General features: G+C 69.7%; 13 protein-coding genes. 6 read left to right on the top strand and 7 right to left on the bottom strand.

Translation table 11 applies throughout. From position 1 onward, the window contains the following. Positions 1-14 precede the first annotated feature (14 nt). From MRBLWO14_RS17630 to MRBLWO14_RS17620, 3 genes are all read left to right on the top strand, one after another. Entirely contained in the window at positions 15-623 is a 609-nt protein-coding gene (locus MRBLWO14_RS17630) for a helix-turn-helix domain-containing protein (RefSeq protein ID WP_341934356.1), read from the top strand. Beyond that, positions 620-2,071: a glycerol-3-phosphate dehydrogenase/oxidase gene (locus MRBLWO14_RS17625; RefSeq protein ID WP_341934355.1), complete on the top strand. Its 1,452-nt coding sequence runs from the start codon at positions 620-622 to the stop codon at positions 2,069-2,071. Before MRBLWO14_RS17630 ends, MRBLWO14_RS17625 begins: the two co-directional genes overlap by 4 nt. A gap of 130 nt (positions 2,072-2,201) precedes the next feature. Continuing rightward, a complete protein-coding gene (locus MRBLWO14_RS17620; RefSeq protein WP_341934354.1) occupies positions 2,202-2,897 on the top strand; it encodes an SPFH domain-containing protein in 696 nt (231 codons plus the stop codon). 22 nt (positions 2,898-2,919) lie between these two features. Here MRBLWO14_RS17620 and dxs read toward each other — a convergent pair whose 3' ends face one another. The 5 genes from dxs to dut form a co-directional block, all read right to left on the bottom strand. After that, complete coding sequence (gene dxs, locus MRBLWO14_RS17615; RefSeq protein ID WP_341934353.1) at positions 2,920-4,860, bottom strand: 1-deoxy-D-xylulose-5-phosphate synthase; 1,941 nt, start codon at positions 4,858-4,860, stop codon at positions 2,920-2,922. Positions 4,861-5,015: 155 nt separating this feature from the next. Further along, positions 5,016-7,898 carry an aconitate hydratase gene (locus MRBLWO14_RS17610; protein WP_341934352.1) on the bottom strand — a complete coding sequence of 961 codons (2,883 nt, stop codon included), beginning with the start codon at positions 7,896-7,898 and terminating at the stop codon, positions 5,016-5,018. Positions 7,899-8,006: 108 nt separating this feature from the next. Then, a complete protein-coding gene (locus tag MRBLWO14_RS17605) occupies positions 8,007-8,753 on the bottom strand; it encodes a DUF3159 domain-containing protein (protein WP_341934351.1) in 747 nt (248 codons plus the stop codon). Next, a complete protein-coding gene (locus MRBLWO14_RS17600; protein WP_341934350.1) occupies positions 8,750-9,337 on the bottom strand; it encodes a DUF3710 domain-containing protein in 588 nt (195 codons plus the stop codon). The genes MRBLWO14_RS17605 and MRBLWO14_RS17600 overlap by 4 nt, the downstream gene beginning before the upstream one ends. After that, positions 9,330-9,803, bottom strand: coding sequence for a dUTP diphosphatase (gene dut / locus MRBLWO14_RS17595; protein WP_341934349.1), 474 nt, complete (start codon positions 9,801-9,803; stop codon positions 9,330-9,332). The genes MRBLWO14_RS17600 and dut overlap by 8 nt, the downstream gene beginning before the upstream one ends. A gap of 12 nt (positions 9,804-9,815) precedes the next feature. Here dut and MRBLWO14_RS17590 point away from each other — a divergent pair, with 12 nt between their 5' ends. After that, positions 9,816-10,280 carry a DUF3093 domain-containing protein gene (locus MRBLWO14_RS17590; protein ID WP_341934348.1) on the top strand — a complete coding sequence of 155 codons (465 nt, stop codon included), beginning with the start codon at positions 9,816-9,818 and terminating at the stop codon, positions 10,278-10,280. Positions 10,281-10,361: 81 nt separating this feature from the next. Here MRBLWO14_RS17590 and MRBLWO14_RS17585 read toward each other — a convergent pair whose 3' ends face one another. Continuing rightward, a complete protein-coding gene (locus MRBLWO14_RS17585) occupies positions 10,362-10,655 on the bottom strand; it encodes a DUF4193 domain-containing protein (protein ID WP_096715394.1) in 294 nt (97 codons plus the stop codon). Between the two features lie 196 nt (positions 10,656-10,851). Between MRBLWO14_RS17585 and sepH the strand changes: the two genes are divergently transcribed. Next, positions 10,852-11,898, top strand: a complete 1,047-nt coding sequence (gene sepH / locus MRBLWO14_RS17580; RefSeq protein ID WP_341934347.1) for a septation protein SepH — start codon at positions 10,852-10,854, stop codon at positions 11,896-11,898. A 69-nt stretch (positions 11,899-11,967) separates the two neighbouring features. Here the strand turns inward: sepH and MRBLWO14_RS17575 are convergent, their stop codons facing one another. Then, the gene (locus MRBLWO14_RS17575; protein ID WP_341934346.1) at positions 11,968-13,089 is read right to left on the bottom strand and encodes a nucleotide pyrophosphatase/phosphodiesterase family protein; all 1,122 of its coding nucleotides are present in this window, start codon (positions 13,087-13,089) and stop codon (positions 11,968-11,970) included. A 58-nt stretch (positions 13,090-13,147) separates the two neighbouring features. On the opposite strand from MRBLWO14_RS17575, the gene MRBLWO14_RS17570 reads away from it, so the two are divergent. Further along, complete coding sequence (locus MRBLWO14_RS17570) at positions 13,148-15,589, top strand: DNA topoisomerase IV subunit A (protein ID WP_341934345.1); 2,442 nt, start codon at positions 13,148-13,150, stop codon at positions 15,587-15,589. Positions 15,590-15,627 lie beyond the last annotated feature (38 nt).

Raw genomic sequence — 15,627 nt, 5'->3', positions numbered from 1 at the left:
CAGTGTGACACATCATGGAAGAACGTCAAGCAACGACGGTGCTCGTCGAGAGGATCCTGCCGCAGTGGGACGCGACCCAGACGCGGATCCTCGACGCGGCCGACGATCTGATCGTGCGGCGCGGCGTGCATGGCGTGACCATCGCGGAGCTCGCGCGGCGCGCCGGGCACAGCCGTCCCACGATCTACCGCAGCTGGAGCGATAGCGACGACGTGGTGCGGTCCGCGCTCCTCCGACGGGTCGCCACCATCGTCGCGGACTTCCCCGAGCCGTCGCACTCGCGCGGAGAACTGGTCGACGACGTTCTCCGATTCTCGACCCTCTTCCGCAACGACGCCGTCTACGGTCGTCTGCTCGACGAGGAACCGGAGGCGTTCACCCGCTACACCCTGCAGAGGGTCGGGTCGAGCCAGCGGCTCATCCTGTCGTGGCTGTCCAGCGCGATCTCCGCCGCTCAGGAGCACGGCGACGTGCGCCGCGACACCCCGGAGGAGATGGCGGTCATGCTGCTGCTCGTCGCCCAGTCCGCCGTCCTGTCGCACGGAACCGTGTCGGACCTCGTGTCAGAGAGAGCCTGGGAGCGCGAACTGCGCGCCACCCTGGACGGGCTGCTGCGCGCATGAGCATCGCCTCCCCCGACCTCAACGCCGCGCGTCGGGCTGCGGACCTCGAACGCTCCGCCTCCGAGATCGTCGACGTGCTCGTCGTCGGAGGAGGCATCACCGGCGTGGGCGTCGCCCTCGACGCCGCCTCGCGAGGGCTCTCGGTCACCCTCCTCGAGGCGCACGACCTCGCGTACGGCACGAGCCGGTTCAGCTCGAAGCTCGTGCACGGCGGACTCCGCTACCTCGCGACGGGTGATGTGGCGACGGCCCGCGAGAGCGCTGTCGAGAGGCACCTGCTCATGACCGTCATCGCACCGCACCTCATCCGTCCGCTCGGCCAGCTGCTGCCCTTCGTGCCCGAGGTCAGTCTCCGGCAGCGCGGAACCGGGGCGATCGGCATGGCTCTCGGCGATCTGCTGCGGATGCGCGCCGGCACATCGCGGCGCACGCTGCCGGCGCCGCGACCCGTCAGCGCGCGACACGCCACGCGACTCGCCCCCGGCCTCGTGACGCGAGGTCTGCGCGGCGGGATGCTCTCCTTCGACGGGCAGCTCGTCGACGACGCCCGACTCGTCGCGACCGTCGCCCGCACAGCGGCCGCGCACGGCGCTCGGATCCTCACCCGCGTGCGGGCGCGCTCCCTGCGCGCGGACGGCGCCAGCGCCGAGGACGCGCTCACCGGCACGCGATTCGATCTCCGTGCTCGGAGCGTGATCAACGCGACCGGCGCGTGGGCGGGGACCCTCGACGCGGGCATTACGATCCGGCCGAGCCGCGGCACGCACATCGTTCTGGATGTCGCGGATCTCGGCCATCCGTCGGTCGCCCTCACGGTGCCGCACGAGGGCTCGATCAGCCGTTTCGTCTTCGCACTGCCCCAACCCGACGGACGAATGATCGTCGGCCTCACCGACGAGGACGCGCCAGGCGCCGTGCCGGACGTCGCGGCGCCGACCGAGCCCGAGATCGCGTTCCTCCTCGACAATCTGAACCGCGTGCTGGAGCGGCCCCTGACCCGCGAGCAGGTCCGCGGCGCGTTCGCCGGTCTGCGCCCGCTCATCGACACGGGCGCGGCTTCGACGGCGGACATCTCCCGACGGCACCTCGTGACGGAGTCCGACGGCGGGTACTTCCACGTGCTCGGCGGCAAGCTGACCACCTACCGCCGGATGGCGGAGGACGCGGTCGACCTCGCGGTGTCCGAACGGGGGCTCGAGGCGGGGTCGAGCCGTACCGCCGGCATCCGCCTCGTCGATCGCCGCATCCCGTCGGCATCCGCTCCTCTCGTCCACGGCCTTCCTCTCACCAGGGACGATGTCGTGTTCGCTGTGCGATCCGAGGGCGCGTTGACCGCATCGGACGTGCTCGACCGGCGCACACGCGTGGGCCTCGTCGATGCCGACCGGGAACGGTGCGTACCCGCCGTCGAGACCGTGGTCGCCGAGACGCTCGCCGAGCTCGTGTGACGGAACCGCCGGCGTGCGCCGTGACCACCGTACGTCGGGCCGGGTAACGACGGCCGAACAGCGCGTGAAATGCGCCGCGCTCGTACGTCGGACGGCCTCGTGATCCGCCGCGAAGGTGCACAGTGGTGCCATGGACATGATCCTGTCGATGCTCGGCGGCAAGGGGATGTCGGGGCTCTTCAAGACCGGCACGGCGATTCTCACCATCCTGCTCGTGGTCCCGGCCCTGTTGAAGGTCTTCGTCGTCACGGTCGACGAGGGCTGGGCGGCGATCCGCACCCGCAACGGCAAGCCGATCATCCGCAACCGACCGGCCCGCCGTGCGTCCCACCGGGGCGGCACCGTGGGCGAGGTCGTGGTGTTGAACCCTGGCACGCACGGAGCGTTCCCTCTCTTCGCCTGGTACAAGCTCATCGACGTGCGCTGTCGCGCGACCGATCTCCCCGCCCGGGAGATGACCGGCGCGAGCGGCCGTCAGCACCGCGTGCATGCGTCGTTCGAGTGGCGTCCGTTACCCAACGGACGAGATCTGCGCGTGTTCGAACTCGACGTCGTGAACGTGACCGAACGCGCGTCGAACATCGTCGGCGCGTCGTTGCGGGACGTGATTCGCGGCCTCGACGGCGCAGACCTCCCGCACAACGACGAGATCAGCACACGGGTGATCTCGGCCAGCGCCGAAGAGGTGCGTCGGTCGTGCGGGGTCGAGCTCCTGCGGGTCATGGTGACCGGCGACGCGCTGACCGACGGCTACCTGCTCTCCGCCGCGCTCCGTGATTCCGAGCGCGGCGCCGAGGCCGTGGCCGCGCTGCATGCGCTGAACTGACTGCCCGCTCGGCAGTCGCTGATCAGTTGCGCTCGTGCAGCGGGAACTCGATCGCGCCGGTCTCGCCCGACTGCCGGGCCATCGGGATGCGGGTGCCGAGCACCTGCGCGACGACGTCCTGCGCGATCTTCGATGCCGTGAGCCCCGCATCGGCGAGGATCTGGTCGCGGGAGGCATGGTCGATGAACTCGTCGGGAAGCCCGAGCTCGTCGACCGCCGTGTCGATGCCCGCCTCGCGGAGAACCTGCCGCACGCGGGTGCCGACACCACCGACGCGGATGCCGTCCTCCAGCGTGATCACGAGTCGGTGCCGCGCAGCGAGTTCGACGATCGACGGCTGCACCGGGATCGCCCAGCGCGGGTCGATCACCGTCGCGCCGATGCCCTGCGCACGGAGCCTCTCCGCGACATCGACCGCCAGCGATGCGAACGGGCCGATGCCGACGACCAGGACGTCTTCCGACTCACCCCGGGCGAGGACGTCGACGCCGTCTTCGAGGCGCTCGATCGCCGGGAGATCCGGCGCGACGTCGCCCTTCGGGAAGCGGATGACGGTCGGGGCGTCCTCCACGAGGACGGCCTCGTCCAGCGCTTCCTGCAGACGGACCGCGTCGCGCGGTGCGGCGATGCGGATGTGCGGGACGATCTGCAGCATCGCGAGGTCCCACATGCCGTGGTGACTGGGGCCGTCCGGCCCGGTGACACCGGCCCGGTCGAGCACGAAGGTCACGCCGGCGCGGTGCAGCGCGACGTCCATGAGCACCTGGTCGAACGCGCGGTTCATGAAGGTCGCGTAGAGCGCGACCACCGGGTGCAGGCCGCCGAAAGCGAGCCCGGCCGCCGAGGCGACCGCATGCTGCTCCGCGATGCCGACGTCGTACACCCGGTCGGGGAAACGCTCCGCGAACGGAGCGAGACCGGTCGGACGCAGCATGGCCGCGGTCATGGCGATCACGTCGGAGCGGCGCTCGCCCACCGACACGAGGGCGTCCGAGAAGACGTCCGTCCACCCGCGACCGCCGGAACCGAGCGTCTCACCCGTCGCCGGATCGATGCGTCCGACGGCGTGGAACTGGTCGGCCTCGTCGTCGCGGGCCGGCTGGTAGCCGCGCCCCTTCTCGGTGATCGCATGCACGATCACGGGCGCGCCGTAGGACTTCGCGAGTTCGAGCGTCTCGATGAGCGCAGGCAGATCGTGCCCGTCGACCGGACCGAGGTACTTGATGTCGAGGTTCGAGTAGAGCGCTTCGTTGTTCGTGAAGCGAGACAGGAATCCGTGCGTGCCGCCCCGCACGCCGCGGAACACCGCGCGCCCGACAGGACCGAACGCCCGGAACAGGCGGTCGGAGCGCTGATGCAGGTCCTTGTACGCGGCGGCCGTGCGCACGCGGTTCAGATACCGCGACATGCCGCCGATCGTCGGCGCGTACGACCGACCGTTGTCGTTCACGACGATGACCAGGTTGCGGTCGTTGTCGTCGGAGATGTTGTTGAGCGCTTCCCACGTCATGCCGCCGGTCAGCGCACCGTCGCCGACGACCGCGACCACGTGGCGATCGGCGCGTCCGGTCGCCGTGAGGGCTCGCGAGACGCCGTCGGCCCAGCTCAGCGAGCTCGACGCGTGCGACGATTCGACGACGTCGTGCGGGCTCTCTCCGCGCTGCGGGTAGCCGGCCAGACCGCCGCGAAGCCGCAGCGACGAGAAGTCCTGCCGCCCGGTCAGCAGCTTGTGCACGTAGGACTGATGCCCCGTGTCGAAGATGAACGGGTCGTCCGGCGAGGAGAAGACCCGGTGCAGGGCGATCGTGAGCTCGACGACGCCGAGGTTCGGACCGAGGTGGCCTCCGGTCTGAGACACGTTCTCGACGAGGAACTCGCGGATCTCGCCGGCGAGCTCGACGAGCTGGTCCTCGGACAGGGAGTCGAGGTCACGGGGTCCTGAGATGCTCCGGAGAATGGGCATCTGCACCTCCTCACAGGCACCGTCGGGGCAGCCGATTCCGGTTCGGATGCAGGTTCGATCCTACCCCGCCCACCCCGGGAAGGACCGGAGCGCAGAAGCCCCTTGACACAGGCAGAGGGGCCCGGTTCCAAAGAACCGGGCCCCTCTGTCGGCGATCAGACCAGCGAACGCAGCACGTACTGCAGGATGCCGCCGTTGCGGTAGTAGTCGGCCTCACCGGGGGTGTCGATGCGGACGACCGCGTCGAACTCGACGACCTGCTTGCCCTCGGGCGAGTTCTCGCTCGGGGTGGCCGTGACCTTGACGGTCTTCGGCGTGACGCCGTTGTTCAGCTCCTCGAGACCGGTGATCGAGACGATCTCCGTTCCATCGAGACCGAGCGACTCCCAGCTCTCACCGGCGGGGAACTGCAGCGGGACGACGCCCATGCCGATGAGGTTCGAGCGGTGGATACGCTCGAAGCTCTCGGTGATCACGGCCTTGACGCCGAGGAGGCTGGTGCCCTTCGCCGCCCAGTCGCGCGACGAACCCGAGCCGTACTCCTTGCCGCCGAAGATCACGAGCGGCGTGCCCTGAGCCTGGTAGTTCATGCTCGCGTCGTAGATGTACGACTGCGGGCCACCGGGCTGGGTGAAGTCGCGCGTGTAGCCGCCCTCCACGACCTGACCGTCGTTGACGGCCGAGACCATGAGGTTCTTCAGACGGATGTTCGCGAACGTACCGCGGATCATGACCTCGTGGTTGCCACGGCGCGAGCCGAAGGAGTTGAAGTCCTTGCGGTCCACGCCGTGCTCGGTGAGGTACTGCGCGGCGGGGGTACCCGGCTTGATGTTTCCGGCGGGCGAGATGTGGTCGGTGGTGACCGAGTCGCCGAGCGTGGCCATGACGCGCGCACCCTCGATGTCCTTCACCGGGGTGAGCTCCATCTTCATCCCGTCGAAGTACGGCGCCTTGCGGACGTAGGTCGAGTTCTCGTCCCACTGGAAGGTGTCGTCCTCGGGGGTGGGGAGGCTGCGCCAGCGCTCGTCGCCGTCGAACACGGTGGCGTACTGCTTGATGAACTGCTCGCGTGAGATCGACGAGTCGACGATCTCCTGCACCTCGTCGGGCGTGGGCCAGATGTCCTTGAGGAACACGTCCTGGCCATCGGAGCCCTTGCCGAGCGCGTCGTTCTCGAAGTCGAAATGCATCGACCCGGCGAGAGCGTACGCGATGACCAGCGGCGGGCTGGCGAGGTAGTTCATCTTCACGTCAGGGCTGATGCGGCCCTCGAAGTTGCGGTTGCCCGACAGCACGGCGGTCACGGCGAGGTCGTGCGAGTTGATCGCCTCGGACACCTCTTCGATCAGCGGACCGGAGTTTCCGATGCAGATCGTGCAGCCGTAGCCGACCGTGTAGAAGCCGAGGCCCTCGAGGTCCTTGTCCAGACCGGACTTCTCGTAGTAGTCGGTGACGACCTTCGAGCCAGGGCCGAGCGTCGTCTTGACCCACGGCTTCTGCTTCAGGCCCTTCTCGAGCGCCTTGCGGGCGACGAGACCCGCGGCGATCATGACCGACGGGTTCGACGTGTTGGTGCACGACGTGATCGCGGCGAGCGTGACGGCTCCGTTGTCGAGGATGTACTTCTCCCCCGACGGGGTGGTGACGGGAACCGGGTTCGATGCGTTGACCGGAGCGCCGCTGTTGATGTGCACGGGGCGCGTGGTGCGCGGCTCCTCCTCACCGGGGACGTTGCCCGGGTCGGATGCCGGGAACGAGTGCTTCGACTCGAGGTCGACGACGTCATCCGACGTGGAGGCCGTGGCGTAGCTCAGGATGTCCTGCTCGAACTGCGACTTGGCCTCGGAGAGGAGGATGCGGTCCTGCGGGCGCTTCGGACCGGCGATCGACGGCACGACCGTGCCGAGGTCGAGCTCGAGGTACTCGCTGAAGACGGGCTCCTGCGAGGCGTCGTGCCAGAGCGTCTGCTCCTTGGCGTATGCCTCGACGAGTGCGACGGCCTCTTCGCTGCGGCCGGTGAGGCGCAGGTAGTCGAGGGTCACGTCGTCGATGGGGAACATCGCAGCGGTCGAGCCGAACTCGGGGCTCATGTTGCCGATGGTCGCACGGTTGGCGAGCGGCACAGAGGCGACGCCCTCGCCGTAGAACTCGACGAACTTGCCGACGACGCCGTGCTTGCGCAGCATGTCGGTGATGGTGAGCACGACGTCGGTCGCGGTCACACCGGCGGGGATGTCGCCGGACAGCTTGAAGCCCACGACGCGCGGGATCAGCATCGACACGGGCTGTCCGAGCATCGCGGCCTCGGCCTCGATGCCGCCGACGCCCCAGCCGAGCACGCCGAGGCCGTTGACCATGGTCGTGTGCGAGTCGGTGCCCACGCAGGTGTCGGGGTAGGCGCGCAGCACGCCGTCGACCGTGCGGTCGTAGATGACCTTCGCCAGGTGCTCGATGTTCACCTGGTGCACGATGCCGGTGCCGGGCGGGACGACCTTGAAGTCGCTGAAGGCCGTCTGGCCCCAGCGGAGGAACTGGTACCGCTCGCCGTTGCGCTCGTACTCGATCTCCACGTTGCGCTCGAGCGCGTTCTCCGAGCCGAAGAGGTCGGCGATGACGGAGTGGTCGATCACCATCTCGGCGGGCGAGAGCGGGTTGATCTTGTTGGCGTCGCCGCCGAGCGCCGTGACGGCCTCGCGCATGGTGGCGAGGTCGACGATGCAGGGCACACCGGTGAAGTCCTGCATGACCACGCGCGCCGGCGTGAACTGGATCTCGGTGTTGGGCTCGGCCGCGGCATCCCACGATCCGAGAGCCTCGATCTGCGCCTTCGTGACGTTCGCGCCGTCCTCGGTGCGAAGCAGGTTCTCGAGGAGGACCTTGAGGCTGAAGGGGAGCTTGTCGAAACCGGGCACCGTGTCGATGCGGAAGATCTCGTAGTCGGTGCTGCCGACCGTCAGGGTGCTCTTGGCACCGAAGCTGTTCACCGTGGACACGAATCCGTCTCCTTCTATTCGGATGGGAGCGACAGGCGCCTCCATCTTGCTCGCCAGCGAGCCCCTGCGGCTAGCAAGGCAGACCTAACCAGTCTGCTCCGCTCGACCCGTGGGCGAAAGCCCGCAATTTATCTTGATGTCAAGATAAATCTATCACGACTGGGACGTGTTCTCCGCCTGCGGCTCGCGCGGATACAGCGCCCGCACGACGAGCCAGGTCACCGCGATCAGCGGGGCGAACAGCGGGAGTCCCATGATCAGCTTGAGGGTGCCGAGGACCGCGACCTCGTTCGCGAGGTAGAGCGGCAGCTGCACGGCGAGCCGCGCGAAGAAGAGGGCGGCCCAGGCGACGCCGAGCCAGAGGAAGGCGCGACGCTTGCGGCGATCGTTCCGCCACGCGGTGCCCTCCCCCATGAGGAAGCCGGCCGCGAGTCCGATGAGCGACCAGCCGATCAGCGCGGAGACCAGCATGGCCGTGCCGTACACGGCGTTCGTGATGAGGCCGGGAACGAAGTTGTCGGCGCCGCGACCGGTGAACAGGGCGAGTCCGGCTGCCGCCGCAGCGGCGACCAGCCCGCCGATCGCGGCGGAGGGCGGTGACTTCTGCACGAGGCGCACGACCGTGAAGACGGCGGCGAGCCCCACCGACACGCCGAGAGAGAGGATCAGCGGCTCGGGACGGATCGTGAAGAGGATGACGAACGCGAGGCTCGGCAGGATCGATTCGAGGATGCCGCGCCAGCCGCCGATCGCCGACCAGACCACGCGATGGGTGGCTCCCGTCTCGGAGGGGTCGAGGCCCGCGCGGCGCGCCGCGCCGCCGAGCGCTGCGCCGAGGATCTCCGACGCGCTCTGCTCGCGCTCGGGCTCCGGCGCGGGCGGGGTCAGCGGGGTGCTCACGCCGAGCCCGGGGTCGCCGGCATCTTCAGCGGGATCAGGTCGCGCGGCGGCATGGGGGCGCCGCCCCGCACGACGACGATGGAGCGGAACAGGTCCTCGACCTTCGCCGCCGCATCGAGATCGGATGCCGCGGCGCCGCCGATCACGCCACGCAGGAACCAGCGGGGACCGTCGATGCCGACGAAGCGCGCGAGCCGCAGCTCCGAGCCCTCGCTGGCGGGCGACGGCACCTCGGCGAGCAGCTCCTTGCCGAGCGGCCCCTCGCGCTCCTCGACGCGGCCGCCCTGCGCACGCACCTGGTCGCGGAGCTGCACGCGGGTCTCGTCCCACAGGCCGCCGGAGCGGGGCGCCGCGAAGGGCTGCACCTGCAGCGACGAGTCGGCGTAGTCGAGGCCGACCGCGACGATGCGCTTCGACTGCTCCTCGACCTCCAGACGCAGGTTGAGCCCTTCACGCGGCAGGATCTTGATGCCGCCCAGGTCGATGTAGGGGCGGACCGGGTTCGCCTCGGAGTCGTCGAACGGACCGTCGGTCGCGCGGTTCGCGGGTGCCGACTTCGAGGGGGTCGCGTTGTTGTCAGTCATGGGCCTGTCCTGCCGGGGTCGAGTGGGTTCCTGCCTGGTAGCCGGTCGAGCCGAAGCCGCCTTCGCCGCGCACGCTCTCCGGCAGCTCTTCGACCGGGATGAACGTGGCGCGGGTCACGGGCATGACGATGAGCTGCGCGATGCGGTCGCCGACGGCCACATCGTACGCGCTGTGGATGTCGGTGTTGATCAGGCTCACCTTGATCTCACCGCGGTAGCCCGCATCGACCGTGCCCGGTGAGTTGACGATCGAGATGCCGTGCTTGGCCGCGAGACCGCTGCGAGGCACCACGAACGCGGCGTACCCCTCGGGCAGTGCGATGCGCACGCCGGTCGCGACGAGAGCGCGCTCCCCGGGCGCGAGGTGCACTGCCTCGGCGGCGACCAGATCCGCTCCCGCGTCGCCGGGATGGGCGTAGCCGGGCACGACAGACGCGATAATGGGGACATCAACGGAATCAGTCACCCCAAGAGGCTAATGCAGAACACCGTCCCCGACGCACGAGTCCGCTACCGCGAGCGGCTGTCGCCGAGCCTGTGGCTGCTGGTGACGATCGCTCTCGCCGGACCGATGGTCGCGCTCATCTTCATCCCCGCCGGATCGACGCTGGCTCTCGTGATCGGCGCCGCCGTGTCGGCGCTGCTCGTGGCGGGCGCGATCGCGCTCACGCCCGTCGTGTCGGTGCAGGGAGACGAGCTCCGCGCGGGGCGCGCACACATCGCGGTGCGCCACCTCGGCCGCCCCATTGCGCTCACCGGAGACGAAGCTCGGCAGGCCCGTGGGCCCGCCCTCCCGGCGCGCGGCTGGCACCTCGTCCGCGGGGGCATCGACGGCGTCGTCGTGGTTCCCAACATCGACGAGGACGATCCGGTGACGGCGTGGACCATCTCGACCCGCACTCCCGACCGTCTCGCCGCGGCGATCGAGGCCGCGCGCTCCTGACCGGGCACCCGGCTCCGCCGGCGGAGACGACAACGCGCCCCTGACCGAGGTCGGGGGCGCGCACGTCTCGCTCGGATGCGCTCAGGCAGCGCACTCCTTGCAGATGGGACCGTCGGGTCCCTCGTGGTCGAGCTGGGAGCGGTGCTTCACGAGGAAGCAGCTCATGCAGGTGAACTCGTCCTGCTGCGCGGGCAGCACGACGACATCGAGCTCGAGGTCGGACAGGTCGGCACCGGGGAGGTCGAAGCTGGACGGATTGTCCGCGTCCTCGTCTCCCGTGGAGCCGGAGTTCTTGTCCGGCACACGCTCCTTGAGGGCTTCGATCGACTCGGAGTCGTCTTCACTCTTGCGGGGAGCGTCGTAGTCGGTTGCCATATGGAGAATCTCCACTTTCATGCGAGTGGGTGGTGCGCCGTCGGGGTAATCGGCGGCCATAGTTTGCACGACCGTGAGTGAATAAGCAAATGCCCGCGGGTGCGACAGGGCAAACTCACGGCACGCCCGGTGTATTCCCCGGTCGGAGCGCCGCTGCGTGACACCATGAACGCACAGCCACAAGAGGGGCATTCGCATGGAAAACGTCACCATCGTCGGCACCGAAGCAGGGGTCCTGGTTCTCGCCACAGAGTCGGGCGAGCGGTTCGCGCTGCCCATCGACGACGTGCTGCACCGGGAGATCCGCCGGGCGACGAGGCAGAGCGAGCCGGCGACGCAGCGCCTTGCGGCCAGCCCTCGCGACATCCAGGCTCAGATCCGCGCCGGCCTGACGGCTCCCGAGGTCGCCGAGCTCCTCGGCATCGACGTCGAGGACGTCGAGCGCTTCGAGGGACCGGTGCTCGCCGAGCGCGAGCACGTGATCGGCCAGGCTCTCGCCGTGCCGGTCCTCATCGGCAGCGACGTCGAACCCGATGCGCAGCCCACCTTCGGCACGGCGATCCGCGCGAAGCTCGCCGACGTCGAGGCGTCGGCCGAGCGCTGGGCGAGCTGGAAAGAGGATCGCACCTGGATCATCAAGCTCGAGTTCACGGCCAACGAGGTCGACCACGACGCCCGCTGGTCGTTCGATCCCCGTCGCAGCGCGCTCGCGCCGCTGAACGCGGACGCCACCCAGCTGTCGCGTCAGGGGTCGCTGCCCGAGGGCCTCATCCCCCGCCTCCGAGCCGTGGAGTCCGAGCGCACCACGTCGCCGTACAAGGACGACAGCCGATTCGACTCCGGCGCTTTCGGCCCGCGCCTCGTCCCGACCCCGGTTGTCGACGCCGAGGGCGACGAGGTGTCGCAACCCGAGCGATCGTCGTCGGCCGTGCAGGATGCCGCGACCAAGCGCGCTCCGGAGTCGACGAGCACCAGCCCTGAGACCGCCGACCTGCTCGAGGCGCTCCGTCGCCGCCGTGGTCAGCGCGAAGCCGCCCCGCTCCTCGACGAGACGGACGAGGACGAGTCGGACTCCCACCCCATCGCCCTCTTCGACGCCTTCGAGACCACCGAGCCGGAGCAGGCAGAGCCCGAACCCGAGCCCTCCCCCGAGCCCGCGAACGAAAGCGGCACCCGTCGCCGCCGCCGTAACGCCATGCCCTCCTGGGACGAGATCGTCTTCGGAGCGCGCACCGACGAGTGACCTCGGCGTCACCGCGCCCGAGGCTCCGAGTCCGACGGGCAGGGTGACGGGGTCTGCGACGGCGTCGCGTCAGCGCGCGAAAGCGCCGAGTCGGATGAGCGGAACCTGACGCTCCTCCGGGGTCAGACCGCCGTGCTGGCCGACCATGCCGCGGTTGCGCTGATCGGCGGCGGTGCCGTCGTACACCGCGACGTTGCCCCGGGAGACGATGAGCACATCGCCGATACGCGATGCCGCGGCATCCGTCACCACCGGGCCGAACAGACCGGCCGCGACGGCATCCTCCCGCGTCCCCACGTCCGCGTACCCGGCGAGGTCGCGGCGCCAGCGTGCGGCGACCTCGGCGGCGTCGGCGTCCGGATCGAGGTAGGCGTGCAGCATCCGCGGCTCTCCGCCGAGGTGCCGCACTCCGGAAAGGTGCTCGGCCTCGAGCACGACCTGCCGGTGGGCCGGCACGTCGACCATGCCGTGATCCGCGGTCACGAGCACGCCGACGCCCGGCGGCACCCGCACGGAAAGGGCGGCATCGAGCTCCTCCAGCGCAGCGATCCAGTGCGGCGAGTCGACGCCGTGCCGATGGCCGGCTTTATCGACCTCCGGCAGGTAGCAGTAGACGAGGGCGCCCGGATGGCGTTCGGCGAGGTCGTACGCGACACGCACGCGATCCGCCGGCGCCTCGGCCGAGACGAACTCCGCGCCGCGCAGGGTGGCGCGGGTGAAACCGCTGCGGGCGTACGCGGCGACACCGACCGCGAACGCGGGGCGTCCTTCTGCCGATGCGCGCTCGAACACCGTCGGAGACGTCTGCCATGCGAGCGGATCGACCCCCTCGCTCTCCCAGCCGGAGAGCTGATTCACGAGAAGGTCGCGCTCGCGATCCAGCACCCGGTATCCGACGAGGCCGTGCTCCCCCGGCCAGACTCCCGTGAGCAGGCTCGTCAGCGCTGCAGCGGTGGTCGACGGGAAGACGGTGTGCGCGACGTCCTTCCTGGCCATGCCCGCCGTGAGCGATCTGGCGTGGCCGGCGTGGGCACGAAGGGTGATGGCGCCCAGACCGTCGATGAGCACGAGCACGACCGATTCGGCCCGCGGCAGAGCCTCGGACCCGCCGCGGAGAGCGGCGAACAGGTCGTCCGCCACCCCGACGACGCTCCGGGCTGCGAGCGACTCGGGCGGTAGCATGAGGGACATCCGAGCCAGTCTGACACAGGCTCCGGTACGCCCTCAGCCCGCATCACCCAGGATGGCCATGCCGAAGACCCCGCCGCCCGAGCTCGCCCCGGAGAGAATCCAGGACATCGATCTCGAGAGTGAGATGCAGGGGTCGTTCCTCGAGTACGCATACTCCGTGATCTACTCGCGCGCTCTGCCGGACGCCCGCGACGGTCTCAAGCCCGTGCAGCGGCGCATCCTCTTCCAGATGGCTGAGATGGGCCTGCGACCCGATCGCGGACACGTCAAGAGCGCGCGCGTCGTCGGCGAGGTGATGGGAAAGCTGCACCCGCACGGCGACTCCGCGATCTACGACGCACTCGTGCGCCTCGCACAGGATTGGGCTCTCCGCGTCCCGCTCGTCGACGGACACGGCAACTTCGGCTCCCTCGACGACGGCCCCGCCGCCGCTCGGTACACCGAGGCGCGCCTCGCGGCGCCGGCGATCGCCCTCACGCAGGACCTCGACGAGGACGTCGTCGACTTCATCCCGAACTACGACGGCCAGTTCCAGCAGCCCGCTGTGCTGCCCGCCGCCTTCCCGAACCTGCTCGTCAACGGCGCGAGCGGCATCGCGGTCGGAATGGCCACGAACATGGCGCCGCACAACCTCATCGAGGTCGTCGCCGCCGCGACGCACCTGCTCGAGCATCCCGAGGCCACGACCGAGGAGCTCATGGAGTTCGTCCCCGGTCCCGACTTCCCCTCCGGCGGCATCCTCATGGGCCTCGACGGCGTGAAGGACGCGTACACGAACGGGCGCGGCGCGCTGAAGGTGCGGGGCAAGGTCTCGGTGGAGTCCCTCGGGCCGCGGCGCACCGGCATCGTCGTGTCAGAGCTGCCGTACATGGTGGGCCCCGAGCGGCTCATCGAGAAGATCCGCGACGCGGTGCAGTCGAAGAAGCTGCAGGGCATCAGCGATGTCACCGATCTCACCGACCGCAACCACGGCCTCCGGGTCGCGATCGGCATCAAGACCGGCTTCGACCCGAACGCCGTGCTCGAACAGCTCTACCGGCTCACCCCGCTCGAAGACTCCTTCAGCATCAACAACGTCGCACTCGTCGACGGTCAGCCGCGCACGCTCGGCCTCAAGGAGATGCTCAGCGTCTACGTGAGCCACCGCATCGAGGTCATCACGCGCCGCAGCCGCTACCGGCTCGCCCGCCGCGAGGAGCGCCTGCACCTCGTCGAAGGACTGCTCATCGCGATCCTCGACATCGACGAGGTCATCCAGGTCATCCGCTCGTCCGACGACTCGGAGCAGGCACGCACGCGACTGCGCACGGTCTTCGACCTCAGCGAGCCTCAGGCCGAGTACATCCTCGAACTGCGTCTGCGCCGCCTGACGAAGTTCTCACGCATCGAGCTCGAGAGCGAGCGCGACGCGCTGCAGGCCGAGATCGCCTCCCTCCGTGAGCTGCTCGGCAGCGACGTTCTCCTGCGCGCGGCCGTGGCGAAGGAGCTGGATGCCGTGGCCGACGCCTACGGCACGCCGCGCCGCACGCTGCTCATGAACGCCGCTCCGCCGAAGCCGCGCGCGACGAAGGGCGCCGTCGATCTGCAGATCGCCGATGCGCCGACCGTGCTCGTCCTGTCGACCACGGGCAGAGCAGTGCGTGTCGACCTCGCCGAGGGCCAGGAGCTCACCGCGCCTGCGCGTCGCAGCAAACACGACGCGATCCTCGCCACCGTCGACACGACGGTGCGGGCCGAGCTCGGCGCTCTCACGACGGAGGGCCGCGTCCTGCGCTTCTCCCCCGTCGATCTGCCCTCGGTCCCCTCGTCGTCGGTGCAGCTCGCCGCCGGCACACCGCTTCGCGACTACCTGGGGATCACCACGCGCGGTGAGCGGATCCTCGGCTTCGTGCGGTTCGACAGCGACACCCCGATCGCGATCGGCACGGCCCAGGGAACCGTGAAGCGCATCGTCCCGTCCGCCCTTCCCGTGCGTCCTGACATCGAGGTCATCGGCATGAAGCCCGGTGACACGATCGTAGGCGCAGCCGAAGCCTCCGACGACGCCGAGCTCGTGTTCGTGACCACGGATGCGCAGCTGCTGCGCTTCTCCGCCTCGACCGTGCGCCCGCAGGGCGCTCCCGCCGGCGGCATGGCCGGTGTGAAACTCGGCTCGGGCGCCTCTGTCCTGTTCTTCGGCGCGGTCTCACCGGGCACGGATGCCGTCGTCGCGACCGTCTCCGGCACCGAGAGCGCACTGCCGGGCACCGACCCGGGGCGCGTGAAGGTCTCCGCCTTCGCCGAGTACCCGGCCAAGGGCCGCGCGACGGGCGGTGTCCGGGCTCATGCCTTCCTCAAGGGTGAGGATCGGCTCACCGTCGCCTGGGTGGGTCCGGCACCGGCACAGGCGGTCGACCCGACCGGTGCGGTTCGCAAGCTGCCCGAGGCGGGCGCGCGACGCGACGCGTCCGGCCAGCCTGTCGAAGGCGTGATCGGCAGCATCGGGCGAACGCTGGTCTGACGCTTCTCGTCCCGACCCCGTAACGGGCGGTCGTCTGG

The sequence above is a fragment of the Microbacterium sp. LWO14-1.2 genome (assembly GCF_038397715.1).
Taxonomy (GTDB): Bacteria; Actinomycetota; Actinomycetes; order Actinomycetales; family Microbacteriaceae; genus Microbacterium.
Note: the sequence above shows the minus strand (reverse complement) of the source record. Positions and strands in the feature narration are given on the sequence as shown.

What these genes read in the sequence shown, in the direction of transcription:
- MRBLWO14_RS17630 (WP_341934356.1), top strand. Translation starts at nt 15, where the DNA reads ATGGAAGAACGTCAAGCAACGACGGTGCTCGTCGAGAGGATCCTGCCG.
- MRBLWO14_RS17625 (WP_341934355.1), top strand. Translation starts at nt 620, where the DNA reads ATGAGCATCGCCTCCCCCGACCTCAACGCCGCGCGTCGGGCTGCGGAC.
- MRBLWO14_RS17620 (WP_341934354.1), top strand. Translation starts at nt 2,202, where the DNA reads ATGGACATGATCCTGTCGATGCTCGGCGGCAAGGGGATGTCGGGGCTC.
- dxs (WP_341934353.1), bottom strand. Translation starts at nt 4,860, where the DNA reads ATGCCCATTCTCCGGAGCATCTCAGGACCCCGTGACCTCGACTCCCTG.
- MRBLWO14_RS17610 (WP_341934352.1), bottom strand. Translation starts at nt 7,898, where the DNA reads ATGGAGGCGCCTGTCGCTCCCATCCGAATAGAAGGAGACGGATTCGTG.
- MRBLWO14_RS17600 (WP_341934350.1), bottom strand. Translation starts at nt 9,337, where the DNA reads ATGACTGACAACAACGCGACCCCCTCGAAGTCGGCACCCGCGAACCGC.
- MRBLWO14_RS17590 (WP_341934348.1), top strand. Translation starts at nt 9,816, where the DNA reads ATGCAGAACACCGTCCCCGACGCACGAGTCCGCTACCGCGAGCGGCTG.
- MRBLWO14_RS17585 (WP_096715394.1), bottom strand. Translation starts at nt 10,655, where the DNA reads ATGGCAACCGACTACGACGCTCCCCGCAAGAGTGAAGACGACTCCGAG.
- sepH (WP_341934347.1), top strand. Translation starts at nt 10,852, where the DNA reads ATGGAAAACGTCACCATCGTCGGCACCGAAGCAGGGGTCCTGGTTCTC.
- MRBLWO14_RS17575 (WP_341934346.1), bottom strand. Translation starts at nt 13,089, where the DNA reads ATGTCCCTCATGCTACCGCCCGAGTCGCTCGCAGCCCGGAGCGTCGTC.
- MRBLWO14_RS17570 (WP_341934345.1), top strand. Translation starts at nt 13,148, where the DNA reads ATGCCGAAGACCCCGCCGCCCGAGCTCGCCCCGGAGAGAATCCAGGAC.